Raw genomic sequence first — 25818 nt, forward strand, 5'->3', positions numbered from 1 at the left:
CGGCTAACGAGGAATTAATTTCCTTTACCCCTGACGCGACCGATCTGTTACTGGCGCGTATCGATTCAACGGGGATCAATAAAAAATCGATTAACAAAGAGTTCACTTATTATGCAGGCACACAGGGAAACATTCATGGTGTCGCTTCCGGATATCAGTCAGGCGATATTCAAATCATTCCAGACTGGTTCAGGGGTGAGGCGAATCCGGGAGAGTTCACCCTCGAAGGAACTTATTTTATTCACAACCCAAAGTAGCATTGTTTCATTGGTTATTCGCAAACAGCTTCTGGGGTAGCATTGTTTCATTTATTTTTATTGAAAGAGGAAATGATTATGAGTTGTAAACGACAAATTGTCAGTAGAAAAGGCTTTACACTGATTGAACTGTTAGTGGTTATCGCCATCATTGCCATCCTGATTGCCTTATTACTGCCTGCAGTGCAGCAGGCACGCGAAGCCGCCCGACGCAGTACCTGCAAAAACAATCTGAAACAAATCGGGATCGCGATGCACAACTACCACGAAACACATAGTATTTTCCCACCTGCGACAATCGCACCTGGTTGTAACTGTGATGCAGTCACTGCAGGACAAATCCTGAACCATACGGCCTATCAGATGATCTTGCCCTACCTTGAGCAATCGGCCTTGTATAACAGTTACAATTTCAGTTTACCGAGTGGAAAATCAAAGTACACGGGGGGCTCTGGTTGTACTGGCACGACACCAGCAACCGACCAGCTCTCCGTAGTCACTTCCCCTGTGTCCGTATTCCTTTGCCCTTCCGACCCCGGACCGACAAAAGGTGACGAAGACTATTCGTTTTCGCAAGGGAAAGGAGCACAGCGCACGAGTTACGGCCTGGTGGCCGACCGCTCCGATCCCTCATGGACCAAAACATTGTCAAGTACCTCTGAATCAACAAAAGGGATGTGGGGACCAAATGGAGGAGCCCGGATAAGAGATTTGACAGATGGGACAAGCAACGTCATGTGCATGGCGGAAACGCCGTTGCGAAAGAAAAAATTTGAAGACTGGAATGGTCCCTACTGGAACGCTTACACCTATACCTACTACATGAATATTCCCGCTCGTGGGCTCAATCGGATCTATGCAGATGCAGATTATCCTGGTGTCCATCGCAATGGAGCGGGAAGTGAGCATGTAGGAGGCGCTCACATATTACTGGCAGACGGGTCTGTCCGCTTTTTAAGTGAAAATGTCGATCAATTCGCAGTTCTAAATGCCTTGACTTCAATCGGTGGAGGCGAAGTAATTGGAGAATTCTAACGCTCCTTTTTAAACCAGGAAATCCTGGGGCCTTTCAATGTGGGCCCCAGGTTAAGTCGTTCGTGAAAATATCACGCGAACTGTCAATGTAACGAGATCAATCCAGTTTATCGCTCAAGAGGATTACGATGTTTCAAATTCATTTATCAGCCACTATGAAATGGGGCTGTCTGTTCAGTTTGTTTCTTGCAGGCTGTTCTAACACGCCTGGCGATATGCCAGAACTAGCACCCGTGTCCGGTGTCGTGACTCTCGATGGTCAACCCTTGCCTGAAGCGGAAATTCTGTTCCAGCCAACATCGGGCCGCGCTTCCACTGGTGTGAGTGATAAAAATGGTAATTATACATTGCTGTTCAACAGGAATACAAATGGCGCAAAAATCGGTCCTCATGATGTGAGCATCATTACTTACAAGCAGTTTGACGAGACGCTAAGTAAACTGACGGCAACGGTCACAGAAGGGGATAATGTCATCAATCTGGAATTGAAATCGAAACCCAAATCCAAATAACACGGGCGCTGTCTACAGGCTTATTTAATCAGAGTATCAATAACGAAAAAGAGTATTATGTCACAATCAGTTCCTTATTTACGATCTTGTCTTTTTGTTTGCGTGTTGACAGTTTTTGTCGTATCTCCGACATCGGGTAAAGAGAAGAACACAGAGCCGACCAATGCCAGCGAAGCTGCTGCGAAAAAAGCAAAACGGGCAGCAGATCTGAATCAGAAGTTCGCGGCCTGGAAAGCCACACGTTCTCCTGATCAGCAAGCCTGGGAAACAGTACTCGAAGAGAATCTGGGTGGGTTTTATTTGCCCCATTATCAACGGGACAAACTGGCAGGAAAAACAACCGCCTGGGATTATGTGAATGATGATCCGAAACTGCCGCGCGTGATCTTGATCGGCGACTCGGTTTCGCGGGGTTATACAGTCGCAACACGAAACGCATTAGCGGGCAAAGCGAACGTGCATCGCGCGCCAGCCAATTGCGGACCGACAGCCACAGCGTTGAAACAACTCGATGTCTGGTTGGGCAAAGGCGACTGGGATGTGATTCATTTTAATTTTGGAATTCATGACCGTCGCACCCCTGCTGCGGATTATGAATCGCGTCTGGAAACGATTGTGGAACGACTGCAGAAAACAGGGGCCACACTGATCTGGGCCAGCACAACACCGGTTCCCGCCGACTGGAAAGAAGGCCCCAGTATAAAACCCGCGATCGAGGAACGGAATGAAATCGCGGCGCGTGTGATGAAAAAACATGGTATCGCCATCGACGATCTGTTTACATTCATCACTCCGCATCAGACTGAGGCACAAAATCCCAAAGACGTGCACTTCAACGAGCAAGGCTACACTTTGCTGGGAACACAAGTGGCAAAGAGCATTTCAGAAACGCTGAAAAAGAGCGACTCGAAATAAGCGATTTGCGGCACAGGACAGACTGTGCCGCAAATCATTTGAGTTAAGCCTGAGCCGTGAGGCCGAAGGCGCGGTCCATGTTGGCGGACACTTCTTTCAGACGCTCAAGATCGCCGCCGCCAACTTCCGCTGCGGCCCAGCCGGCGTACTGGATATCTGCCAGTGCCTTGCGGACGTCGGCCCAGTCCAGATCGCCTTCGCCGATCTTGGTGAACTTGCCCATTTCGCGCGAGAAGCCTTTCAGGTCCAGCTTGACGACCCGTTTGTTGAGCTGCCGAATCCAGTCGCCCATGCTGCCGTACTTCCAGTGATTTCCAATGTCGAACTGCATGCCGACCCAGGGGGAATTGAATTCGTCGATGTACTTCACAAACTTGTCCGCAGTCTGAGTGTGGTCGCCGTCGTGGTCGTAGCAGAACTGGTTCCAGACATTTTCGACCAGGATATGGATGCCGAGTTTTGCCGCCAGGGGAATTGCCTGGGAAATATTCTCGACCGATCGCTTCCAGATTTCTTCTTCGGGGCCATCGCTGCCTTTACCAACCACAAGCAGCACCGAGTTTCCACCGACGGCATGCGTCTGGATCAGTGCTTCCTTTAGACTGGCCAAAGCCTTCGCACGAATCGCGGGATCGGCATCGGTATGGCGAACATTCCAGTGTCCGGCGTTGACCGAACCGTCGACGGGAAGTCCCGTCGCTTTGATGGCGGCGCGGACTTCTTTGACATCAATCCCCGGAGTATTTAATTCGATTCCATCGAAGCCGGCTTCCTTCGCAATCGCAAACTTTTCTTCAAGCGTCTTGCCGGCTCGAACCATCCCAATCTTCAGCGTCTTATACAGGCGACCGTTGAGGTAGCCCCCTTGACTCTCAGCCCCTCGTGTAAGCAATGGACCGGAAGCAGCAGCGGCGGCCGCTAACAACACAAACTGGCGACGAGAAAATAAATTTGATGGGATCATGATTACTCCTTGATGATTGGTCGTGTTGCATTTGTTTTCTGTGTGATGGCTACATTTTAAAAATGGCATCGCCCATTTCCGACGATATTGTAACATTGTTTACAAAACATAACACTGAGAATGCAGATGCTTTTTGCTCTGAACACCAAATATCGAAAGTGGCTTATCGACAAAAACTCAGCCAAACTAAATTTGGAAAACTGTTGCAGACATACTCCGTGAGTCAGCGATTTTATGATGCTTTATAAGTGGATTTGTGCATTCATGTCGCTCCCCCCCATTGACGCAAGACTATCGCCACCAAAAGCCCAGTCACGATTCCAACACCGATGCAAATCCCCAAGTTGGTGAGGACGATCAGAAGTCCGAACGGCGGTATTGCCAAAACGCCACCCAAGAACGGAGAGAGGAATCCAACGTAAACTCCAACCAGAATGGGCCGCCCTCGAATTAAAAGAGACAATACCAGCCAGACGAATATCGAGAGCGGGATCACAATCTTCAGGGTGCCGAATTCCCCATGATGCCCATCTCGCAATGCGATCATTTCCATCCCGACTACCGCCATAGCCGAGGCAATCACTGCTACGATTAACAACCTGACCGTGATGCTCATCAACATAGGTAACCTGACTTGCTTCTCACCTTATCGCTGTCCGTATTATAAACCCTCGCTACAATCTTGCTATCCCTCTGAATCGGTGTCTCCCGGCATTTCATCAAAGATCCCCGTTTCCTTCAGCGGGGGATCCATACGCGGGTCGAGGGGGCCGCCGTGCCAGACATTGACGCCTGCGACTCCCAATGACGCGATCACGAAAAAGAAATAGCCCAGATAATGTGCCGGGAGTAAGTCGACTTGAACCCCTTGATGGCCCGCATAGACAAATGCGATTGCCACGCCGAAGAAAAACACCAGCGAGCCCCGGCGCCACGAACGGCGTTTGCGACGCAGCCGTTCTGGCTCTGTTATCGACTCAATCACATGCTCTACAACCGCCTGTTCTTCGAGACGATCATTCCACCACAACAAGCCGAGGAGAACGGGGTAAATGACGATGGTAAACAACAATCCCCATTGATAGTCCGGCTGTGCCTCGCCGTTCCAGATACTGACCGAAAGCAAAACAATCAGTGTTCCGCACAGCAGATGCACTTGAATGGCGTTTGCTGTCAACAGGAAGCGTTTCAACGGGCGCCGTGACACTTTTTTGCACTCCTCAAGCTTTTGAGCCTCTCATATCACTTTTGTAAGAAAACTCACTTCGTCCCGATCCCGGGCGTGACGTATGGGTTATTTAGTTTATTCACCCAACCAGTTATTCATGAAAACCGACCACATATGATGCTGAAGGTGCTACACCGACCGCAATATACAAAAATCGTATCAAACTGAAGCGGCCTGTCAACAAATTACCATTGACCAGCATGGTTCACGCAAAAGTAAACGACGGGTACTTGCCGTAATCCGGAGATCATCAACTGAGGTACCATTCGAATCTGAACCCTTCCCTGTTCAAGACGTTGCAATGCGGTCGCATTTGTGACATATTCGGCGCAGGAATACTTTCTCACCAGATTCTTCTTGCTTGGAAAGTGAGTTCATGGTTTGGCTTTTAGTTTCAATTGTCGTATTTATCGCCTTATCCGGATTGATGGCCGCTGTCGATGCAGCAGTCCTGAGCATTTCTCACCCGGAAGTCGATGAACTGATTCAACGCGGCAAACACGGTGCGGGACGGCTGCGGGAAGTAAAACAGGAACTGACTCATTCACTGGCAGTGATCGTGATTCTCACCAACCTGATCAATGTACTCGGGCCGATTCTCGTCAGCCAGCAGGCATTCGGACTTTATGGTCCAAGAGCCTTGGTTCCCATCACAATAGTGCTCATGCTCGGAACGATCGTCTTCTCGGAGGTGATTCCGAAGGCGCTGGGATCACATTACGCGCCGCAATTGGCGCGCTGGTCGGCCCCCGTGATTCGCGGCTTGGGGTTCGCCATCTATCCGCTCTGCGTTGCGCTCGCCTGGCTTTCCAACACGTTGATGCGGGGAGAAAGGAGAATCGGAACGGAAACGCAGATACGCGCACTTGTCAGACGGGGTCAAAAAGGGGGCCACATCGAACCGACCGAAGGCCACATGATCTTCCGCACGTTTTGCCTCAATGATCGGATGGCTCAAGACATCATGACGCCGCTAGGAAAGGTGGTTTCCATTCCGGCATCAGCCACGGTCAACGAAGCGGCAGAGATCATTCGCACAAAGGAGTTTTCGCGCTATCCGGTGTTCCGAAAATCCCCTGACGATATTCAGGGGATGCTGATCGCCCGCGATGTATTGAGTTTGCTTGCGGATGGTGAGGGAGCGACGTCAATCACCTCGATCATGCACGCGCCATTTGTCGTCAACGCCGAGACGCACGCTGACGAACTGTTGCTGGAGTTCCGCACACGCCACCAGCATCTGGCCGTCGTTCAGCAGAGGGAACAAACCCTCGGCATTGTGACATTGGAAGACGTCCTGGAAGAAATCGTCGGCGAAATTGAGGATGAAAAGGACATTGTGTCGAGACAGTAATGCCATAGGGTAAAAGACTGAGGCAACCCGATTTCTATTACTTTGCCGTAGAGGAACAGGATTTCCGGAAGAGCCTGATTGCGTTCACGATGAAAACGTAAGAACTCTCAATCCACATCACATCATCCTGCTCGGTCTTCCCTGAACAATCCTGGCCATGAATGCAAGACCACATGTTATCAATTGATAATAGATAGAATTCCTGATAGCTTTAGACAGAATGAAATTCTGTCTATCAATTGTTCGTTGGACAGTATCGCACAAGACGCACGAGGGCAAAAACCAAGACAATGGCAAAATGTGACTTCAATTGGCGACGGTTTGAAGAAGTTCTTGTGTCACGCTGCATGAAAGCGATCCAGGCAGCCATGAATCAGTATTCTGACGAGTTGTATTACGCCGCTGCATTTCATGAGTTTTATGCCGAGGAATGGCAGTTGATTACCTTTCCGAGCCTGGCTCTGAACACTGAAGAAGAACTCGACGGAAACAAAGATCTAAGGTGGAGTTCCGCGGACTGGTATTGGACTGATTTGCCCTGGCGAAACAGCGAGTTGGAACAACTCCTGACTGCGCTGAATACCGAAGCGAATCGCTTAGACTCTGACCATTGGCAGAACGTCTACGATTCCATGATGCGGTCGATGGTACGGATTGCTAAGAAACTGACAGCAGACTTGAAGCAGCGAAGGAGCACAACAAGCGACTTTGGCGTTTTTGTGTTTGCTGACGAACATGCCGCTGAAATACAGATTTTGCAGCAATGCATGACGAAAGCACAGTTTAAAAGGCGATTTCCCGACCTACACGCGCAGCTTGAGGAACAGACTGCCATTGCATCCAGTTCATCTGAACAGAAAAAAAAGATTTATCGAGAGAACCTCTATCAACACCGCGACAAGCTGAGCTCGATGGGCGAAGCCGCAGTTCCCCTATTGCTCGATTGCTTAATCGATCCCGAGCAGGAATGGGTTGCAGCTGACCTGCTCGGGAAATTGGGCCTTCGGCAGGATCGAATCATTAAGGCATTACGCAAACAAGCTACCGCACCTGGTCGCGAACGATTTCACGAGACAACAGCTCTTGTTCTGCTGGGGGATGTTGACTTTGTAATCAAACTAGCAGAGAGGGCGGATTCCCGGGATGCGGCGATCGAGGGCATCAAAGAAAGTTACTCCTGCGCAGCTGACGAATGCTGTGTCCCACTCCCACTGGACTATGAGCCGATTGAACGACTGTTGAAGATAAAATCCTGCCAGCGGCTGGTAAAGAAGGATTACTCGCCAGGTGGTGTCTACGTGATTGCATTGCCCTCTCGCGAGATTGGAGTCGAGAGTCTTGACGCAGCGATCAAAGGCACAAAATCGAAGCACCGAATTATCCGCGAACACGCGGTTGGCTGCCTGGGAAACCGGAATCTTGGCAAGGCCGCAGGCGAATGTGCAATGCCAGAGATTGTTGCACTTTTCAATGACCCTTGCTTCAACGTTCGACGGCTCGCCATACTCAGCCTCAGCTACTGGAAGAAAGCCGCGACGCCTTATCTACCGCAACTGAAAAAACTCTGCCGCGACCCCGACTTGCGAGAGTGGGCGAGTTACTGTCTGAGCGAGATCTAGTACGAGTGATATCTTTCTGGAGTTTGCGCATTAGCTTGGATCATCAGGATCGTGCTATATTGTGTATGCCATACACGCCAGTTGACATTGGACCGCCGCCAGCATTCGAACCATCGGTTGCACCGAAGCGGCGGTGGTGACTGTTTTGGCATTGGCTAGATCGTCCGCGCCGCCCACTAAACTGTTCCGCTATGCTCGTCCGGTCGGCAAAACCGACTGTCATTGGCGTCCACTCTAACACACAGGAGTTGGACAAACTTCTATGCTGAAGCAGAGTCACCCACTCACGTCGGTGTTCAAGTCCGAAGTAGAAAGGGACGAGTCACCGCCCCGGAAACTCGTCGGGAGCCCGATTTGAACTCCCTCAAACGTCGCTATCACGTTTGAAATTCACAACAGCACACCTGCTACTTCTCAAGAAAAGTGACTTTGCCGGAGTCCATGTTGTAAATTCCGCCGATGATTTTGACCTCGCCTTTGGCTTCCATTTCTTTCAAAACCGGGCTGTTGATTCGGATGCGGTCGATGGTGCCCAGAACATTCTGCTTGGTGACCATTTCCACGAACTTGACGTTCTGGCTCGTTTTATCGCCGTCGTAGTCTTTAAAATGATCGATGGCGGGTTTGATGTTGGTCAGCATCGCCGTGATATTACCCAGCTTGGCACCGTCGATGGCTCCTTGGATGGCACCGCAGTGTTCGTGGCCCAGCACAAACACCAGCTTGGCGCCGGATAAATTACAGGCGAACTCCATACTGCCCAGGATATCGGTGTTCTCAAAGTTGCCGGCGACGCGGGCAACAAAAATATCACCAATACCACGATCAAAGACATCCTCAACGGGAATCCGCGAATCTACGCAGGAAAGAATAATCGCTTTGGGATACTGGCCGAGAGACGATTCCCGGACCTGCTTGGAATGATCGCGTTCCGTCAATGTTCCTGCGACGAAGCGTTGATTGCCTTCTTTGAGCATCGTGATGACCTGATCCGGGGTCAACGCGTCTTGTTCTGCTTGTGTTAAAACACGATTCACCAGTGGTTTGACATCAGCCGCGGTTTCCGATTTTTTTTCATTGGTTGCTTTCGTTGCAACGGGCTGATTTTGCGTACAAGCAGACATCATGAAAACTAACAGGCAGCAGGACAATAGTGGGCGCAGATTCATTCCGATCATTTTCGTTTTACCTTTATCATTTTTGCCGATGTTGGATGTGGCGTTCGCAGTGAGTAACCGTTTTGAACTTTAGCACACTGCTGGAAGATAAAAAGCAGACTCCCCTGTAATATCAGAAATATTCGGGCCAGAACCAGAACGAAGAGCATAGCCACTACAGACGGACCTGATGTGCTTCACTCCGTATTCTGCTGCCTGGCTTGACAAATTCAGCGCCGCATCCCCAGTATTAACATTGAGTTAAGCGGAAAACCGGTTGAGAGAGCAATGTCATAGGAAGGAGCCCAGATGCGAAAAACCATCTATGCGATGGCGACAATGGATACCAAAGGTGACGAACTCTGCTTCGTCGCAGACTGTATTCGCCGCGCGGGCCTCGACGTGGTGCTGGTCGATTTGAGTACGCAAGGCCATTCAGACCGTGCTGATATTTCGGCACAAACCATCGCCCAGGCACATCCCGCAGGACCAGAGAAGGTGTTGGGACAAACCGATCGTGGTCAGGCGGTGACGGCCATGTCAGCAGCGTTACGAAATTGGCTGCCCGGTGAAATCAAAGCGACAAACATAGCGGGCGTCATCGCAATTGGGGGGAGTGGAGGAACGGCGATTGTCGCTCCCGCGTTTCAGGCCCTTCCGATCGGCTTTCCCAAGTTGATTGTCTCGACCGTCGCCAGCGGCAACACGCTACCGTATGTCGGATCGAGCGACATCACCATGATGTATTCGGTCGTTGACGTGGCGGGTCTCAATTCCGTCTCGCGGCGGGTATTGAGTAACGCCGCCCATGCGATTGCAGGCATGGTGACGAACTCACGTGACTTCCCGGAAGACCGCCCTGCTCTGGGCATGACGATGTTCGGCGTGACGACGCCGTGCGTAGACATGGTGCGCGAGACGCTGGAATCAAAGGGCTTTGATCCCCTGGTTTTTCATGCGACCGGCACCGGAGGCCAGGCGATGGAGAAGCTGGTTGCCGATGGCCTGATCGGTGGCGTGCTCGATATCACAACAACCGAAGTCGCCGATGAAGTGGTGGGAGGCATTATGCCGGGCGGTCCGCGTCGGTTTGATGTCATCCTCGAACGTGGCATCCCGTATGTGATGAGCCTGGGTGCCCTCGACATGGTCAACTTCGGTGCGCGCGAGACGATTCCCGAACAGTTTGCTGACCGTCAGTTTCTGATTCATAATCCACAGGTGACTCTGATGCGGACCACCTTCGACGAGAATCGGCAGATGGCGCAATGGATCGCCGCCAAAGTCAATCGGTCGACCGCTCCGATAGAAATTCTGATTCCTGAGCGGGGCATCTCGATGCTAGATAAAGCAGGAGAAGCCTTCTATGATCCCATAGTCGACCAGTGTCTGTTCGAAACGTTAGAACAGGAAATCCAGCAGACAGACACGCGACGCATCACCCGTCATTCCTGCCATATCAACGATGCGGCGTTTGCCGAAGCACTTGTCGCCGCCTTTGAACGCGTGAGCGGAAACCGATTTAAATAGAGATACAAAACACGAGGAAACAGTTCATGTCCGAATCAAGAGAAGCGATCCTGAAGCGGCTGCGCGAGAAAGTGGCAGCAGGACAACCGATCATCGGCGGCGGAGCCGGCACCGGACTGAGCGCCAAATGCGAAGAAGCTGGCGGCATCGATCTGATTGTGATTTACAATTCGGGGCGTTACCGCATGGCTGGTCGTGGATCACTGTCGGGACTGATGCCTTACGGTAATGCGAATGACATCGTGAAAGATCTGGGACGCGAGGTCATTCCCGTCGTTGAGAAGACTCCTGTACTGGCCGGCGTCTGCGGAACCGATCCGTTTCTGATTCGCGATTTGTTCCTCAAAGAACTCCAGGCGATGGGTTTTGCCGGCATCCAGAATTTTCCGACGGTCGGGCTGATCGACGGACAATTCCGAGCCAATCTGGAAGAGACCGGCATGGGCTTTGAACTGGAGATCGATTGTATCCGTGCGGCGCACGATCTCGATCTGCTGACAACGCCTTACGCATTCGACGCCGATCAGGCAAAGAAACTAACTGCTGCCGGTGCGGATATCGTGGTCACTCACATGGGGCTGACCAGCGGCGGCACGATCGGCGCGGCGACGGGCAAGACGCTGGACGATTCGGTGGAAGCAATTCGCACCATGGTCGACGCCGCTAAAAGCGAGCGGGATGACGTACTGCTGCTCTGCCATGGTGGCCCGATAGCGATGCCAGACGACGCCCAATATATTTTCGACCGTGTGGAGGGGATCGACGGCTTCTACGGCGCCAGTTCGATGGAACGCCTGCCAACGGAACTGGCGATGACCGCACAGGTCCGCCAGTTCGGGGACCTGCGTTTAATTAAAGACTGATCGCTTCACTCTAGTTCTCACTAACCTGAGTACAAGAATTCAACATGTATCGCTTAACCGTACTTTACGGACACCCCGAAGACCCCGCCGCGTTTGACCGCTATTATCACGAGGTCCACATTCCGCTCGCGAAGAAAATGCAGGGACTCACTGGATGGACAATTGGCAAATGTATCTCCGCCGATGCGGACACCGCTCCTTCCTACTATCTCATTGTCAGTTTGTATGCCGAATCCGCGACTACGATGCAGTTTGTTCTCGACAGCCCCGAAGGTCAGGCCACCATCGCGGATGTCCCGAACTTCGCAACCGGATGAGTGACATTTATTTACAACAAGGAAAAAGTCCTGATCCCCCGCCATCTGGAGGCCTAAACCGCTCTTGACTGCTTTTCGCGTCGTTCCTATATTCCCCTCTCAGTGAACCCCAAAGTAGTCTATCTGTAAGTTGTTTACCAATTGGTGCTTAGCTCGCTTTTAAGTGCGTTTTTTCCGTGTCCCTGGAAGCCCAACCGGACAATGCCGCTCTTGCAGGCTGAGCAGATTGAGTGCTATCAAACAACCGACGGAGCGGAATGATGCAAGCCGACAATCCTATCATGTGGCTCAGAGTGCAATTGACCAAACGAGTTGATGCATCCTCTCTCGGATTGTTTCGCATTGTCTGGGGGCTACTGATGGTCTGGGAGGCTGTTCGCAAGCTGCCTAAGGTCACAGGTATTTATTCGCCCGAATATTTTCACTTCAAGTATTCGCTATTTCCGTTTATCGAACCGCTGCCTGAAGTCTGGATGATGCGAGTTGAGGTCTGGTTCATGCTGGCCGCTGCCCTGCTGATTACCGCGGGGCTCTGGTTTCGCGGGGCTTCTGCCGTGTTCCTACTGATTTATACGCATCTGTTCCTGATTGACAAACTCTACTACAACAACCACTTCTACCTGACGATCCTTTTTAGCTTTATACTGGCTATCAGCAATGCTGATGCCTGCTATCGTTTTCACTGGTTCCGGAAACGGTCACCAGTCACTGATGAACCGCCGACAGTTCCTTTATGGAATCTCGTCCTGCTGCGTGGTCAGGTTGTTGTATTGTATTTCTTCGGTGGGATTGCCAAGCTGAACAGTGACTGGCTGCAAGGCGAGCCAGTCCGGTATTGGTTCAGTATCAAGCCGCCCGACCATATTCTGGCACCCGTTTTGAGCCAGGAATGGTTTGTCTGGCTTGTTTGCTGGAGTGGTTTACTGCTCGATTTAACAGCCGGGTTCCTCTTGTTGTCCCGCAAAACACGTGTACCGACGATGCTGGTCCTGATCGGGTTCCATTTGACGAACGATCAGCTGTTCAAGATTGGTCTGTTTCCGCTCATCGGAATTTCGATGCTACTGTTGTTTGTCGATCCGGATCGGCCTCGAAAGGTCTTCGTCTGGTTGACTCAACGCTGGAAAGGGGCAACTGTTACCGAGCCACAGGAAGCTCTGACTGCTGCCACGTCAAAAACCGCTCCAGCAGCTTGGGGACTCACCGCATTCGTCGTTTGTTTTCTGGCATTCCAATCATTCTGGCCACTGCGCACGTGGACCTACGCTGCGAATCCGAGTTGGACAGAAGTAGGTCACTGCTTTTCCTGGCGGATGATGCTACGACACAAAGATGCGTTTATGCAGTTCACGTTCGACCCTCCGGAAACAGAGCGATATCTGGAACAACATCCGGAAATACTCCCCAAGATCAGTCAGGCACACCTGCAACGGATGGTCAAAAATCCGCACTTCCTCTTGCAGTATGCCCATGCATTGAATGAAACACTCGAAGCACAGGGCAAGCACAATGTGAAGATTCATTGTTACTCGGTGGTCTCGCTGAATGGTCGTCCGTACCAGTTGATGATCGACCCTGAAGCCGATCTGGCGACGGCCTCCTATGGATTCTTTGAAGTCCCGAACTGGATTGTGCCTTTAGAACGCCATAAGCGTGCTGGCCTCTATCCGAAAACGGAAGAAGCCCGCCAGGAAGCGATCAGACTGGCAATCCAGGGCATCAAGCGGAAGCCTGCACCTCAGACGATCATTCAAGCCAGTGGCTCTGCTCCTGCAGAGACACTGCGGCAGTAAACAGGGAATCTCATGTAGAACGCAATTTCAGATCACACGTTAACAGAAACCGTCAGGTCACGGTTCCAAGACACCATTGATCAGGATTTGCGATCCACCGAGGTTCCCCTGATTGTCGAAGTTGAAGACTGTTCCCGGTGTGGTCACCGTGTTGTTCAGCCCCGAGTCCGAGATGGTGGTAGCAGTAGTAGAATCCAACTGAATCCCCGTGCCTGTGACCGCATTGATCACGTTACCTCCGATCGTCAGCGTATTTGTGCCGATTCCGCCGCTGAGAATATCAATACCATCCAGACCGCCAGTGATGGTGTTGTTCAAGATACTCCCCGCCAACGATGCTTCATCCGAGACATTGATTCGGATATTGTCTTGTGCCGTACCCGTAAATGCATTTCCGGTAATCATAGGCCGGAAGACCACGACGCCTGAATCCAGATCGATGTCTCCTACACTCAGATCGATCGCGTCACCGGCATGCGTCGCGAACTCGTTATTCGTAATAGCCAGGTCGATTGTCAGATCTTCATCATCCCAGTCGCTTACGTTGAGGTTGATCCCATCGCCGGTTCCCGCCAGAAATTTGTTGGTCGCAATCGTGGTGTTGCTGACATACTCACCACCATCACTGTCACTGTCGCTGTCATATTGAATTGCCACACCCGTTCCGTTTCGCAGGAAGGTGTTACCGGTGATGGTGGTATTCTGAGTGATCAGGTAGTCGTCATCGCTATCGTTATCGTTGGTTTCAATACGAACCCCGGCCCCCGTAATGTCAGTAAATTGGTTATTCGTGACGGTCGTTGTCTGTGTCACGTTGCCATCATCATGGTCTTCAACGGAGATCTCCACGCCGTCACCTGCGATCCGCAGAAACTGGTTGTTGGTTATGGTTGTGACCATTTCCCCTGTATCATCGATATCCAGGAAGACTCCATCCTGATTGAGATCAGAGATGACGTTGTCACGGATACTGGCGGTAATTTTTGGGGTATCGCCACTGGAAGCGTTAATCTCCAGTCTGACAGCGCTGTTGGTGTTATTCATCCCCAGAAAGGTATTCCCCACAATGGAGTTCGACAGATCGAGCTGGGCACTGCCAAACACAGTCGCCACGATGGCATCGTCATCAACGTTCACAAACTGGTTGTTCTCGACATGGGCCGAGAGTGACTGAGAGCCTGATAACGAAATATTCAGACCATGCCGGCTTGAATTCTGGATGACGTTGTTCTGAACGACGATCGATCCCTCTATATTTGTAACATCCAGGCTGTCAAATCCCCCATCGATCGTATTTCCATACACGACTGCATTATCCGCTAGTTTGATGACGTCTTTGGTAGGACTTGCCTGACTGATCACAGGCCTGCTACCCGGAGCGGTAAATGTGACTGCGAGACCTGAATTAGCTCCAGTTACCTGCAACGACGAACCACCGCCTAAGAGTGTTTGTCCTTCCTGGAGATTGATCGTGTTCGCAGGATTCAATTGTCCGGCTGCTCCGCTGACAATGACCGTTCCATTCACATCTGCCGTGTTGACTGCAGTCTGCAGATTGCCGTTCGCGTCAACAACCTCAACCTGACCAAATTCACGTCCGGTCAGTGGATTGATAGCTGCTTCTTCCGGTCCCTGTTGCGCGTGTGCGACCACGTCGACGTCACGTACCACGCGATCCAGCATACGGCGTTCCAGACGCGTCAATTGACGCGAATCATTAGAGGGCCCCAGTGGAATTCGTACGCGTAACATCGCAAAGACTTGAGTATCGCGGACTTCATCCCATTGGAGTTCGCCGCCAATGGTCACACGCGAACCTTCACCCAGGCAGTTCAGGTCGTATGCTCGTAATTCAACACGACCACGCGGGCCACTGATGTGTGGATAACCGCCGGCGTTGGTATCGAAGTGATAACCACCAACGTATCCGCGGAGTTCCACATCACCGTCACACCAGTCGTTGAGCAACTTCCCAATTTCGGCATCAACACCATGATAGGCTCTCTCTTCGCCAGCCCGTACCACAATAGTGCCGTTCGAGATCCCGGCGCCGTTCAGACTGCTCACGCTTTTAGTGCCGGTTTCGGGGATGTAACCGTTGACGCGTGCTTCCCACTCTACCGACAACGCTTCCAGACCAAAGGTGCCCTGGTTGAAATCGTTACCGTACTCGGTATGACGCAGATCGTAGAATCCGTAGGCGCCTAAGATCCAACTGTCATCTCTGATCTGTCTGAAGCCGAGTCCCCAGTTGCCTTCGTAACTCGATTGATCATCCATCTGGCCACGCAGGTCAGCAAACAGTAGTGAGTCACTGGTCTGCCACAACGGGACCATGATCTGCCCGTCACCCAGCACGCGTTCGTTGCCCGGCTTAATTTCCCAGGCAGTGTAGGCTGAGTACAATTGATCGTTAGAAAAGATCCGGCTCCACATCGAATCAAATCGTCCTGAGGAATCGTCCCAGATAAACGGTTCCGTATAGCAAGTTTCACCACTCGGATCTTCCACACAGCTCAGCGGCGTGAAAGGAGCTTCGTGCGTTGACTCTGATTGCAGGTCTGATTTCACCGCATCCAGTAACTGGGCTGAGTCCGCGAAAGTGGAAGTCAATCCCACACCATAAGTGGTGAGGATTATCAGCAGCGTTTCAATATTGACCAGCTTCACTGACAAAGTCCTGTCTCTATGTTGATGGACGATTCTCTAAGGGGCACTGGGATCAGATCAGGTCTTGCTTACGCGTAACATAACTTATCGTTGCCCAGACACCAGAATCGTGCTGTTTGTAATATTTTCAACCAATACACGTGGAGGTAAAACCTTCGTTTTCGCTTCCAAAGGAACTATCAGTATCGGTACTACCATAGAGATACCTTAGGCCAATCACCGAGAAATTGAGGTATATCACGTGACCTGCATCAGAGAGAATCAGCGGAAGTGGCGTGCAACACAGACATATTGTTCTCCGTTCGACGCCAACGAATCATGACAGACTTAGCTTCTTACAATTTTATGGCAAGCGAACATTTCGTGACGGTGTCAGCGGACGATCTTGGAAGAAGGAGATAAACCAGACTATAGCTTGGGACCGGTTTGGATAGCATTCCACTACCGTAGCGAGTTATTCCTTCAGAGAAATCTTACTTATTGACACTGGTCGTTCCGCGAGCTGCCTATGTTGATTTCTCATTGTTCTCCCCCATATAGTGAGTTGATATCAACGGTACTCTTTCACGGGAAGGTCTCTCAAAATACATGAAGGCCAGGCGGCCGTTGCATTGGTCACGGAACAATGAAGCTGAATAAGGAACAAGGCATGCGAATCAACAGCGACCAATCAATCATTCTAATGCTAGCTGGTTTTCTTTTTCTGTTCATTTCACATTCCGATCTGAATGCAGATGAACCAGTGAAGTCGAAACCGAGCATTGAATGGGGGCAGAGTGTTGATGGGCTGCGATCTTCTCTTACAGCCGAAAAATCAAATTATGTCATTGGTGAGCCGATCCTGCTGGGTTATCAGTTAGAAAACCGTTCTCCCCATGAGGTGATGTTCTTCTTTGAGGGATACCATTCCCGATGTTTCAGAATGGAAATCTTTTACCTCCCGAAAAACCGTCTTACCAAGAAAAATGGAAAGTCAGCAGAAAAGGCCATTGCCCTGACCCGATATGGAAAAAGTATCTTTCATGGAACGTATTTCAGTAGTATGAGAAGATTTAATATTGGCTCCTCTTCCGTGCTCACCTGGGACTTCGGCGATATCCCGATCAACCATCTGTACGATATGACGCTTCCCGGAAAGTATGACATCACAACAAAGCGAATGATCGACAATGCATTCGTCACAACGAACACCTTAAGACTCACGATTGTTAGGCCTCAGCCTGTCGAAAACGATTTGCAAGGGCCGCATGTTGAACCAATCAAGAATAAGAAATCGAATTGATTTCCTGCCAACTCATCACTTGCTGGCGAATTGTCAATCAGACTGATCATAATCCGATTCAATGACTATTCCGTAACCGGTCTCTGTTGATTTCCCTTTATTCTCCCCTGTATAGTGAATTGATATCTACGGTTTTATTTAACTGGAAAGTCTCACTTCATGATGGCACTCTTTAAACGTTTGCGTCTGGAATTCATTCTCCGCGTGGTCCTCATCGTTTTGTTTTTGCAAACTGCGGCGGTCGCTGGCGAACGGCCGAATATTGTTTACATCCTGGCAGACGATCTCGGCTATGGGGATGTGAGCTGCTATAACGCGGAATCGAAAATTCAAACGCCGCACATTGATCGTCTGGCGGCGGAGGGGATGAAGTTTACCGACGCCCATACGCCTTCCGCGGTGTGCACTCCCACGCGGTATGGCATTCTGACGGGGCGTTACTGCTGGCGAACGCGGTTGAAGTATCGCGTGCTGGACGGCTTTGATCCGCCACTTATCGAACAGGACCAGACCACCGTCCCCTCACTGCTCAAGCAGGCGGGCTACGATACGGCTTGTGTCGGCAAATGGCATCTGGGCATGCAGTGGACGGATAAAAACGGACAGCCTGTGCCCGCGGTTCCCATCGATCGTCGGCAGCGTCCCCGAGTCGGTGATAATGTGGATTACACCAAACCAGTCACCGGCGGCCCGTTGGCGAACGGATTCGACTTTTATTTCGGCATCTCGGCTTCGCTGAATATGTCTCCCTTCTGCTACATCGAAAATGATCGGCCCGTGATCATTCCCACGATTGAATCAGAACGCATTCATACTGAATTTCTCTCCGTCGACAAAGGCATGCGTTCGCCCGATTTTACGATCAGAAGTGTTATGCCAACTCTGACAGGACAGGCAGTGCGTTATATTGAACGACATTCAATAGCGTCGCCCCAGCGGCCGTTCTTTCTTTACTTCCCGCTGACCGCGCCGCATTTGCCGCTGGTGCCCAACGACGAATTCCGCGGAAAAAGCGCTGCCGGCGAGTATGGTGATTTTGTGCTTGAAGTCGATGCCACAGTCGGTGCAATTATGGCAGCATTAAAACGTGCGGGCGTAGCAGAAAACACGCTGGTGATGTTTACGTCTGATAACGGCGGCCTGTATCACTGGTGGACGCCACAGGAAACGGACGATGTAAAAAACTATCGACTCAATCATCGCGCCAAGTACGTCAAAGAGCGCGGCCATCAAGGCAATGCGCATCTACGCGGAACGAAAGCCGATATCTGGGAAGGCGGCCACCGAGTGCCGTTCATCGTCCGCTGGCCCGAACATACGCCCGCTGATTCGACAAGCAACGAACTGGTTGAGCTGACCGATCTGCTGGCGACCTGTGCCGCGATCACAGGCACGAAGCTGTCGGCTGGTGCTGGTGAAGACAGCGTGAATATTCTCCCGGCTTTGCTGGGCAAGAAAAGCGACCAGCCTCTGCGCGACTATGCCGTGCATCATTCACTGTGGGGCCACTTCGCAATCAGACAGGGCCCGTGGAAAATGGTTCCCAAACGGGGTTCCGGCGGCTTCACGCGTGCTCGCGAGGTCAAACCAAAACCAGGCGAAGCAACGGGCCAACTCTATCACCTGAAGAACGATCCTTCAGAAACGAAAAACGTCTGGAACGAACACCCCGAAGTCGTCGAACGGCTTACTTTGCTTCTCGAGAATATTCAGAAACAGGATTAGTAAACGGGACCGTCTAATTTCCGTACTTTACTGACTAACCGGCTTGAGTCGAACAATAAGTGTCACATCATCAGGGTAGCGATCATCAGCGCCCGAAGTGATCAGTTCAACCTTCTGGTGCCGTGTTTCATATCCCGGATAAGCTGCGGTGAGATCGTACATTCCGGGGTCTCCTACGAAATGCTGTCTTTCATCCTGCTGGCTGTGACGCGAGATAGTACCGGTCGTACTTTGCAGTTGAATTTCACAGCCCGGCAAGGGAATTCCATTTTCTGTGAGGACCTTAATTATACGAAATCCAAGTTTGGATGATGGCTTCTTGATCAGTTCGGGTGTCAGTTTTAACGTTTTCTCTTCGTTCTTTTTCAGAGTGAACTGAAACGACTTTTTCGAATCACGCACGTCCTGCTCGGTCAGGAAGTAGTCCCCGGCGGGAAGATGGTTGACTGTAAATCTCCCCTGCTCATCCGGAAAGACACGACTCATCAGTCGTTTATCTTCGCTCCATAATTTGATCCAGATGGCGTTCCCCGGTCCAAACAGTTCTTTACTCAGGCTGCCGCGCAGAGTTGCCGTCCCCTCTGGCAACGCTAACGTTACGCTGGCATTCAGGTTGTCCGGTGTGATAATAACTTTCTGAAAGACAGTAGGATAACCGGGACGATTAGCCACCAGTTCATATTCCCCAGTGGGAACCTGAGTAAAAACAAAGGGGTCACTGTCATTACTCCGCGGTTTCAGGATTCCCGTGTCCAAGCCATACGTCCAGACGGGGTTATAAGTCTGAAGTTTCAGTCGCATGTTTTCGGTAGCAGCAGGCGTGCATTTTACAGTAAGCTGACCGATCTTCTGATCGATGGTGCCGAGATCTTGATCTTCCGAGAGCAACTGGAATGAATTGACGCGAACCCAATCATTTGGTCTCTCTGGAACAGCATAATACAAGGTCCGTTCGGCGGGACCGGCTCCATAGAATGAAAAAACGCCATCATTGTCGGTTTCTGTCGTTGCACGAAAGATACCAAAATTCGGACTCTCGCCGGCAAGAAGTAATTTTCTGTTTGCCAGTGGCGCGCCATTGACTTTCAACCGCCCCGTCAATTCAGGGAGTCCACCTAAATTTAGCGTACTGGTCTTGCCATTTTCAGGCAGGATCGCCTGACGCACGACGCCATTCGAATTCCATTCGTCGACTCGATTCACGTAACAGAGTTCTTCGGGCAGATGAGAGACCGAGTACTCACCTTTTTCATCAGTGATCACGGTCGCCAAAAGTCCGGCCTGCTTGGCCGCATTACCACTGTAACCAGATCTGTCTTGAAAGAATAAAGTCACGTTCGATTCCGGACTGCCTGCCGCATCAGTGACCAGCCCCTGCACAGTACCGCCACGTTTGAGAGTAATTATGACATCCCGAACCGGACTGGAATCAAGATCGATCTCTTTGAGAATCGCAAAAGCATAGTCCGGGTGAGTGACTTTCAAGGATTCCTTGCCTGAACCAAGGTGTTTGAGAGTAAATTTTCCATCAACGGTTTTTGCAGCCCCGTCCTCTTTTGTAAACGCCCCTAGTGTCGGCGGCATCACGCCCCTGGACTTTGAAAGCGGAATCACCGTCGCACCCTCTACCGGTTGCCCCTTCTCATCAACCACGGTTCCGGCAAGCGTTACCCCCTCAGTCAGTTTGACCTGAATCGGTTTCCCTTGGTTTGTATCGGTATTAATCTGTTCGCTGAGGGCCCGTGCAAAACCAGGCACGGCAACCTGGACCATATAGATCCCGGGGCCGTTGACTTCGACTTCGAATTTTCCCTTCGCGTTATCGACATCTAACCAGCGGGAACTCTGCACAAAATTAGGACCGCGTAATGTCCTGATCTTGATCGCGCGAACCTGATATTGATTGACTGGTTGCGCGGTATCGCCACGGACAACCGTACCGTGTAGTTTCGGTTTTCCCTTCGTTACCACATCCAACTTGATATCTTTTGCGGGAGCGAGCACAGTGTATTCGCCGCCTTTCAATTCAAGTCCGGGCGATTGAATCTTGAGTTTGTATTTGCCTCGCTGAATGGGATCCAAACGAAATTCTGTCTTACCTGGCATCACATAGACACTGCCACTGCGCTGGGGGTCGTCAGATTTCGCGAAGATCCAGAACCCACGCTGCGGCTGCCCATCGCCTGAATATTGAATCTGACCGGAAAGTGAGACTAATGACTCCGGGGAAGGATAATCTAATTTTAAGGCGAGAGGCTGGTCCAGAGTGAGAAAATTGGTGGAATTAAGGACTACCTTATTAGTGTATGTTTGGCTTCCAGACGGCACAGAAACCGAAACGTTATATTTCTCTGAAACAATATGCGGCAGAGTAAACGAACCATCTTTGCCAATTTTATAACCGGACGGATACCGGCCAAATTTCCACCAGTCGGGGAGCGCGTTAATCTTCCAACCGGCGGGTGGTTTGCCATCCGAACAGAGGACCTTACCCGTCACGCTGACTCCCTTCTGCAGCACGAATAGTGGCGACGTGATTTTATTCGGATCGTCCAACTTGATCACAACCTTCTCGAAACCATAATTGGGAGACGAAGTAGCGATTATATATTTGAATTTTGAAGGCTTCAAACCAAGCGTCGCTTGCCCATATCGATCGGTGCTGACGGTTTCAGGACTGAACCCACTTGTGTCTGTCAATAATTTGGCATAAATACGCACTCCGGCAACCGGCTTACCTTCCTCATTCAAGGCATCAATGCGCAACTGGCAGGCTCGTTCGAGTGTAATATCCTGTACCGTGTTCGAATCGGCTGTGAGTGTAACACGAGGACAATCAGAACTGCGTTCGATCCCCACCCAACGCTGTGACTTGATCATAATCCGGTGCTCTCCCGGCTTTGGAATCTTGGAAAACTGATAACGTCCATCCTGATCAGTTTTTGCACGAATCAATCGCCCGCCTAATTGATGGAGAAGCGTCACCTCAGCATCGGTCACGGGCGCGCCAGTTTTATCAACAATGCGTCCACTGAGAATACCTTGCGGGGCAGGTGCTTCTTTTACGGCACTTTTCGGTTGCGAGGAGGACTCTGTTTTCTGATTCGGTTCCTGCTCAGTCGTCGCTATCGTTGCTTTGTCCTGTTTCACTTCAGGCTCGACTGCCGCGTGAGAACGATCCATCCTGGACATCGGCAGAAGCAGGATGCCGGCGAGAACGATTGTGGTGAAACCGGCAATCCCCAGCTTGGCAGACCGGGGAACAGGCCGCGAGATAATCCGCCGAATACGCTGAACCAGCGGTTTGCGAGGTTCGAGAATGCCAATCAATTGCAGGCTGACTTTGTCAGGAAAGGGTGTCAGTGCCGCGATATCCAACAACGTTGATGAGTACTGCTCTGACTGCACATTCAAAGTCACCAACACGGTTTCATCAACGGCCTGTTCTCGTAAGCCCCTGAGAATCGTATGCGCAACCCACACCATCGGATTATAAAAATACAGAATCAGCAGCAGAGTCTGCAAACAGTTCAATTGCAAATCGTAGCGTTTCCAGTGCGCCAGTTCGTGAACGAAGACCTGACGAAACTGTTCCTGGTCGAGTTGATCCAGCAAATGACGAGGCAGCACGATTGTCGGTTTCCCAAGTCCGCAAATTGCCGGACTGCCTATTTGATCTGAGATTTTCAATTCCACGACATCTTGCTTCAGGCCAATCAGGCGACAGCAATCATGCATCAGATTGACCAGTTCGAGCGGAGCGGCGACTGCTTGTCGTGTGAGTTGTCGGACCTGACGCGTACGCCGGAGAACGTAAATACACAGGACTACGACAACTGACAGCCAGATCATCAGCAACATCGCCACAGGTTTAAGAGACAGAAGAGGAACCGGCATTGCTTTCTGAACCTCAACAATGGGAAGTTGGGGAACAGGAGTAACTTCAGAAGCTGTTGCAGGCAACGTAGCCGGTACAGGTTTTAAATGAGGTACTGTATCTGGAACGAGCGGTCGGTCTGTTAAAACAGATTTTGAAGCTGTGAGCTCTGATTTGAAAGTTTCAGTCGGTTCGAAGTTCACCACAGAAGTGGCTGATTCGACTGTCGAAGCTGCAGGAATGTAGTCAGCTAACCAGTACGCAGCGCTTACGGGAGAGTAAAGTGTGACTGGCAGAACAAGCTTGAGCAACACCAATGACCACAGCCAATACCGAGTGACGGCCCGAACTCTGTTGCGAAGACACAAATCGACTAACAGAAGAATGATCACCAGCACACAGACCTGCGCGAACATGACTGTGCTGAAACTCCAGAATAACTCGCCATAGTGATTGAGCAGCTTGATGAGTTCATTCAACGATTCAGTCATATCTCTGACTCCCAATACTAAAATGTGTTGCTTACTCAGACTTCCGATCGGCACGGTTGATCATCTTGCGAAGTTGTTGAATCTCTTCGGCCGAGAGTTCTTCTTCATCGACAATGAATTGCAGCATGGGGGTTAAAGCACCGTCAAACGCACGGCTCAGTAATCGTTTCAACTCACCACGTTTTGCATTGTCGGGGGTGATCGCAGCGCTGAATAGATTCAGGTTACGGATTGACTTCCTGGTCAACAGCCCCTTTGTCACCATCCGATCCATCGTGGTCTTGACTGTGCTGTAGGCCCAAGCATGCGTTTCCGCTAACGCTTCCTGGACGGTTCCAGCCGCACAAGGCTCGTGCTCCCAGACAACGTTCATGATGACCCATTCAACGTCGGTCATCGCAGTGGACGGTTTCTTCGATTTTGATTTCTTGCCCATAATCCTCTCCCTGAATACGACAGATGCCGACCTTACACTACAATTGTCGAACTGTCAAGGAAATGTTTCCTTTTTAAACAAAAATAGAATTTGACTTCCCAGTAGAGGCACTCAGCCTTAGGACGGTAAAACATGAGCCACGATGTGAATACGCGCTGGACATACTTGAAATATCATGTTAGCATGCGTTTATATGTCTGATGCAATCAATGATGATAAAAGTGATCCGGTCAGGCATAAAACGTCTCACTTTACGCTGCAGATGACACACGCGGGCCTTGCTCAGGGCCTCTAGTTCACATCGGGAGTACGGGTTATGCAACGGCGGAAATTTCTGGTGGCATCGGGGCTTGGTTTTGCCGGCATGCGATTTGGAACACCAACTGCAGCGGCTCCCCAGAACAATGCCCCCCCCGCGCGGAAGTCTGCGAAATCGACCATACTGTTTTTTCTGTGTGGCGGCGCATCGCATCTCGACATGTGGGACCTGAAGCCGAACGCGCCCTCGCAGTATCGTGGGCCGTTTCAGCCGATTGAAACGTCGGCCCCGGGCGTCCGACTCTCCGAACATTTGCCGATGCTCGCCAAACAGGCGCATCATCTGGCGCTCGTCAATTCGGTCGGCGCGACGGTCAACACGAATGACCATCACGCCGGGTATTATCACAATCTGACGGGGCATATTCCGGATCAGTCCTTCGTCACGAAAGGAAACAATCGCACGCCAGAACCGGATGACTGGCCTTTCATGGGTTCGGTGGTCGCATCGCGTCGTCCCGCTCATCCGAATCTGCCCAACGCGATCACGCTGCCGCATATGCCCAGTCGCGCCCCTTATACACGACCAGGGCAGTTTGCGGCGAAGCTCGGTGTGGAACACGACCCGATGTATATTCAAGGAACGCGGGAAGAGCCACTCAAACTACGCGGGCCGGCACTCTCTCTGGAAGGGAATGTTACTGCTGCCCGACTGACTGAGCGAAGGTCGCTACTGGAGCAACTGGATACAGCCCGCCGTGACTTTGATGGCTTTGCCGATTTCGACACGATGAACAAACAACAGGAACGGGCGCTGACTCTATTGCTTTCTTCAGAGTCCACGTCTGCCTTCGATCTGAGCGAAGAGTCGCCAGCAACAATCGAACGCTACGGAAAAACCATCAACGGTATGAGCCTGCTCGCTGCCCGGCGACTCGCCGAAGTCGGCGTTCCGTTCATCACGGTCTTCTGGAAAGGGGATCTCAATCGTCTGGGCAAGAAGTGCCGCAGTGCGGGAAGCTGGGACACACATGGCAGCAACTTCCAATGCCTCAAAGAAGATTTGCTACCGGAATTCGACCGAGCCTACTCGGCGCTGATTGAAGACCTGGCGGCCCGCGGCATGCTGGATGAGACACTGGTGATGGTGACCAGTGAAATGGGTCGCAAACCGAAAATCGGTGATCCGCGATCGGGCGGAACCGTCGGTGCCGGTCGCGATCACTGGACGCACTGCCTGACCGACGTCCTCGCCGGCGGCGGAATTAAAGGAGGCCAGACCTTCGGTGCCAGCGACCGCTATGGTGAATATCCTCTCAAGAGCCCGGTCACACCAGCGGACATCACGCACACCGTCTACAACGCCATGGGCATCCATGATCTGATGGCCTACGATAAATTGGAGCGTCCCTACCACCTGCTCGATGATTCCAAACCGCTGACCGCTCTGTTCTGATACGCAAAATGTGGTTTCGACGTTGAACCAATCGTCTCGACAACGCCGGAAGGGATAATGTTGCAAGAATCGTTTTTGA

At 51.2% G+C, this 25818-nt stretch carries 20 protein-coding genes; 13 read left to right on the forward strand and 7 right to left on the reverse strand.

The genetic code is table 11. The features are described from left to right. From AAC022_RS09670 to AAC022_RS09685, 4 genes are all read left to right on the forward strand, one after another. Positions 1 to 257, forward strand: a 257-nt coding sequence (locus tag AAC022_RS09670) for a hypothetical protein (protein ID WP_339730438.1), incomplete at its 5' end; no start/stop codon positions are given. Positions 258 to 335: 78 nt separating this feature from the next. Further along, positions 336 to 1292 carry a DUF1559 domain-containing protein gene (locus AAC022_RS09675; protein ID WP_339730440.1) on the forward strand — a complete coding sequence of 319 codons (957 nt, stop codon included), beginning with the start codon at positions 336 to 338 and terminating at the stop codon, positions 1290 to 1292. Positions 1293 to 1420: 128 nt separating this feature from the next. Further along, the gene (locus AAC022_RS09680) at positions 1421 to 1804 is read left to right on the forward strand and encodes a carboxypeptidase-like regulatory domain-containing protein (RefSeq protein ID WP_339730442.1); all 384 of its coding nucleotides are present in this window, start codon (positions 1421 to 1423) and stop codon (positions 1802 to 1804) included. 57 nt (positions 1805 to 1861) lie between these two features. Then, on the forward strand, positions 1862 to 2719 hold the full coding sequence (locus AAC022_RS09685; RefSeq protein ID WP_339730444.1) for an SGNH/GDSL hydrolase family protein: 858 nt from the start codon (positions 1862 to 1864) through the stop codon (positions 2717 to 2719). Positions 2720 to 2762: 43 nt separating this feature from the next. On the opposite strand, the gene AAC022_RS09690 is transcribed toward AAC022_RS09685, so the two are convergent. The 3 genes from AAC022_RS09690 to AAC022_RS09700 form a co-directional block, all read right to left on the reverse strand. After that, entirely contained in the window at positions 2763 to 3683 is a 921-nt protein-coding gene (locus tag AAC022_RS09690) for a sugar phosphate isomerase/epimerase family protein (RefSeq protein ID WP_339730446.1), read from the reverse strand. Between the two features lie 262 nt (positions 3684 to 3945). Continuing rightward, a complete protein-coding gene (locus AAC022_RS09695) occupies positions 3946 to 4299 on the reverse strand; it encodes a hypothetical protein (RefSeq protein ID WP_339730448.1) in 354 nt (117 codons plus the stop codon). A 69-nt stretch (positions 4300 to 4368) separates the two neighbouring features. Next, positions 4369 to 4890 (reverse strand): hypothetical protein, encoded by a 522-nt coding sequence (locus AAC022_RS09700; protein WP_339730450.1) that lies wholly within the window; start codon positions 4888 to 4890, stop codon positions 4369 to 4371. 397 nt (positions 4891 to 5287) lie between these two features. Between AAC022_RS09700 and AAC022_RS09705 the strand changes: the two genes are divergently transcribed. Continuing rightward, the gene (locus tag AAC022_RS09705; RefSeq protein WP_339730452.1) at positions 5288 to 6265 is read left to right on the forward strand and encodes a hemolysin family protein; all 978 of its coding nucleotides are present in this window, start codon (positions 5288 to 5290) and stop codon (positions 6263 to 6265) included. A gap of 290 nt (positions 6266 to 6555) precedes the next feature. Beyond that, positions 6556 to 7884: a DUF4303 domain-containing protein gene (locus AAC022_RS09710; RefSeq protein ID WP_339730454.1), complete on the forward strand. Its 1329-nt coding sequence runs from the start codon at positions 6556 to 6558 to the stop codon at positions 7882 to 7884. Positions 7885 to 8291: 407 nt separating this feature from the next. Here AAC022_RS09710 and AAC022_RS09715 read toward each other — a convergent pair whose 3' ends face one another. Next, positions 8292 to 9053, reverse strand: coding sequence for a carbonic anhydrase family protein (locus AAC022_RS09715; RefSeq protein ID WP_339730457.1), 762 nt, complete (start codon positions 9051 to 9053; stop codon positions 8292 to 8294). A 297-nt stretch (positions 9054 to 9350) separates the two neighbouring features. On the opposite strand from AAC022_RS09715, the gene AAC022_RS09720 reads away from it, so the two are divergent. The 4 genes from AAC022_RS09720 to AAC022_RS09735 all read left to right on the forward strand — a co-directional run bounded on the left by AAC022_RS09720 (position 9351) and on the right by AAC022_RS09735 (position 13544). Continuing rightward, positions 9351 to 10571 (forward strand): Tm-1-like ATP-binding domain-containing protein, encoded by a 1221-nt coding sequence (locus AAC022_RS09720; protein WP_339730459.1) that lies wholly within the window; start codon positions 9351 to 9353, stop codon positions 10569 to 10571. A 26-nt stretch (positions 10572 to 10597) separates the two neighbouring features. After that, positions 10598 to 11434, forward strand: a complete 837-nt coding sequence (locus AAC022_RS09725; protein WP_339730461.1) for a phosphoenolpyruvate hydrolase family protein — start codon at positions 10598 to 10600, stop codon at positions 11432 to 11434. Positions 11435 to 11478: 44 nt separating this feature from the next. Further along, positions 11479 to 11751, forward strand: a complete 273-nt coding sequence (locus tag AAC022_RS09730) for an EthD family reductase (protein WP_339730463.1) — start codon at positions 11479 to 11481, stop codon at positions 11749 to 11751. Positions 11752 to 12008: 257 nt separating this feature from the next. Further along, positions 12009 to 13544 carry an HTTM domain-containing protein gene (locus AAC022_RS09735; protein WP_339730465.1) on the forward strand — a complete coding sequence of 512 codons (1536 nt, stop codon included), beginning with the start codon at positions 12009 to 12011 and terminating at the stop codon, positions 13542 to 13544. A gap of 57 nt (positions 13545 to 13601) precedes the next feature. Here the strand turns inward: AAC022_RS09735 and AAC022_RS09740 are convergent, their stop codons facing one another. Continuing rightward, on the reverse strand, positions 13602 to 16214 hold the full coding sequence (locus AAC022_RS09740; protein ID WP_339730466.1) for an inverse autotransporter beta domain-containing protein: 2613 nt from the start codon (positions 16212 to 16214) through the stop codon (positions 13602 to 13604). Between the two features lie 649 nt (positions 16215 to 16863). Between AAC022_RS09740 and AAC022_RS09745 the strand changes: the two genes are divergently transcribed. Beyond that, positions 16864 to 17496 (forward strand): hypothetical protein, encoded by a 633-nt coding sequence (locus AAC022_RS09745; RefSeq protein WP_339730467.1) that lies wholly within the window; start codon positions 16864 to 16866, stop codon positions 17494 to 17496. A 159-nt stretch (positions 17497 to 17655) separates the two neighbouring features. After that, the gene (locus tag AAC022_RS09750; protein WP_339730468.1) at positions 17656 to 19221 is read left to right on the forward strand and encodes an arylsulfatase; all 1566 of its coding nucleotides are present in this window, start codon (positions 17656 to 17658) and stop codon (positions 19219 to 19221) included. 27 nt (positions 19222 to 19248) lie between these two features. Here AAC022_RS09750 and AAC022_RS09755 read toward each other — a convergent pair whose 3' ends face one another. Both AAC022_RS09755 and AAC022_RS09760 read right to left on the reverse strand, forming a co-directional pair. Further along, positions 19249 to 23589 (reverse strand): carboxypeptidase regulatory-like domain-containing protein, encoded by a 4341-nt coding sequence (locus AAC022_RS09755; RefSeq protein WP_339730471.1) that lies wholly within the window; start codon positions 23587 to 23589, stop codon positions 19249 to 19251. A gap of 31 nt (positions 23590 to 23620) precedes the next feature. After that, positions 23621 to 24025, reverse strand: coding sequence for a BlaI/MecI/CopY family transcriptional regulator (locus tag AAC022_RS09760; protein WP_339730473.1), 405 nt, complete (start codon positions 24023 to 24025; stop codon positions 23621 to 23623). A gap of 316 nt (positions 24026 to 24341) precedes the next feature. Here AAC022_RS09760 and AAC022_RS09765 point away from each other — a divergent pair, with 316 nt between their 5' ends. After that, positions 24342 to 25739 (forward strand): DUF1501 domain-containing protein, encoded by a 1398-nt coding sequence (locus AAC022_RS09765; RefSeq protein WP_339730475.1) that lies wholly within the window; start codon positions 24342 to 24344, stop codon positions 25737 to 25739. Positions 25740 to 25818: the final 79 nt, after the last annotated feature.

This window comes from uncultured Gimesia sp. (genome assembly GCF_963976445.1).
Taxonomy (GTDB): domain Bacteria; phylum Planctomycetota; class Planctomycetia; order Planctomycetales; family Planctomycetaceae; genus Gimesia.

What these genes read in the sequence shown, in the direction of transcription:
- AAC022_RS09765 (WP_339730475.1), top strand. Translation starts at nt 24,342, where the DNA reads ATGCAACGGCGGAAATTTCTGGTGGCATCGGGGCTTGGTTTTGCCGGC.
- AAC022_RS09685 (WP_339730444.1), top strand. Translation starts at nt 1,862, where the DNA reads ATGTCACAATCAGTTCCTTATTTACGATCTTGTCTTTTTGTTTGCGTG.
- AAC022_RS09750 (WP_339730468.1), top strand. Translation starts at nt 17,656, where the DNA reads ATGATGGCACTCTTTAAACGTTTGCGTCTGGAATTCATTCTCCGCGTG.
- AAC022_RS09755 (WP_339730471.1), bottom strand. Translation starts at nt 23,589, where the DNA reads ATGACTGAATCGTTGAATGAACTCATCAAGCTGCTCAATCACTATGGC.
- AAC022_RS09710 (WP_339730454.1), top strand. Translation starts at nt 6,556, where the DNA reads ATGGCAAAATGTGACTTCAATTGGCGACGGTTTGAAGAAGTTCTTGTG.
- AAC022_RS09695 (WP_339730448.1), bottom strand. Translation starts at nt 4,299, where the DNA reads ATGAGCATCACGGTCAGGTTGTTAATCGTAGCAGTGATTGCCTCGGCT.
- AAC022_RS09675 (WP_339730440.1), top strand. Translation starts at nt 336, where the DNA reads ATGAGTTGTAAACGACAAATTGTCAGTAGAAAAGGCTTTACACTGATT.
- AAC022_RS09725 (WP_339730461.1), top strand. Translation starts at nt 10,598, where the DNA reads ATGTCCGAATCAAGAGAAGCGATCCTGAAGCGGCTGCGCGAGAAAGTG.
- AAC022_RS09705 (WP_339730452.1), top strand. Translation starts at nt 5,288, where the DNA reads ATGGTTTGGCTTTTAGTTTCAATTGTCGTATTTATCGCCTTATCCGGA.
- AAC022_RS09745 (WP_339730467.1), top strand. Translation starts at nt 16,864, where the DNA reads ATGCGAATCAACAGCGACCAATCAATCATTCTAATGCTAGCTGGTTTT.
- AAC022_RS09735 (WP_339730465.1), top strand. Translation starts at nt 12,009, where the DNA reads ATGATGCAAGCCGACAATCCTATCATGTGGCTCAGAGTGCAATTGACC.
- AAC022_RS09730 (WP_339730463.1), top strand. Translation starts at nt 11,479, where the DNA reads ATGTATCGCTTAACCGTACTTTACGGACACCCCGAAGACCCCGCCGCG.
- AAC022_RS09680 (WP_339730442.1), top strand. Translation starts at nt 1,421, where the DNA reads ATGTTTCAAATTCATTTATCAGCCACTATGAAATGGGGCTGTCTGTTC.
- AAC022_RS09760 (WP_339730473.1), bottom strand. Translation starts at nt 24,025, where the DNA reads ATGGGCAAGAAATCAAAATCGAAGAAACCGTCCACTGCGATGACCGAC.
- AAC022_RS09720 (WP_339730459.1), top strand. Translation starts at nt 9,351, where the DNA reads ATGCGAAAAACCATCTATGCGATGGCGACAATGGATACCAAAGGTGAC.
- AAC022_RS09690 (WP_339730446.1), bottom strand. Translation starts at nt 3,683, where the DNA reads ATGATCCCATCAAATTTATTTTCTCGTCGCCAGTTTGTGTTGTTAGCG.
- AAC022_RS09715 (WP_339730457.1), bottom strand. Translation starts at nt 9,053, where the DNA reads ATGAATCTGCGCCCACTATTGTCCTGCTGCCTGTTAGTTTTCATGATG.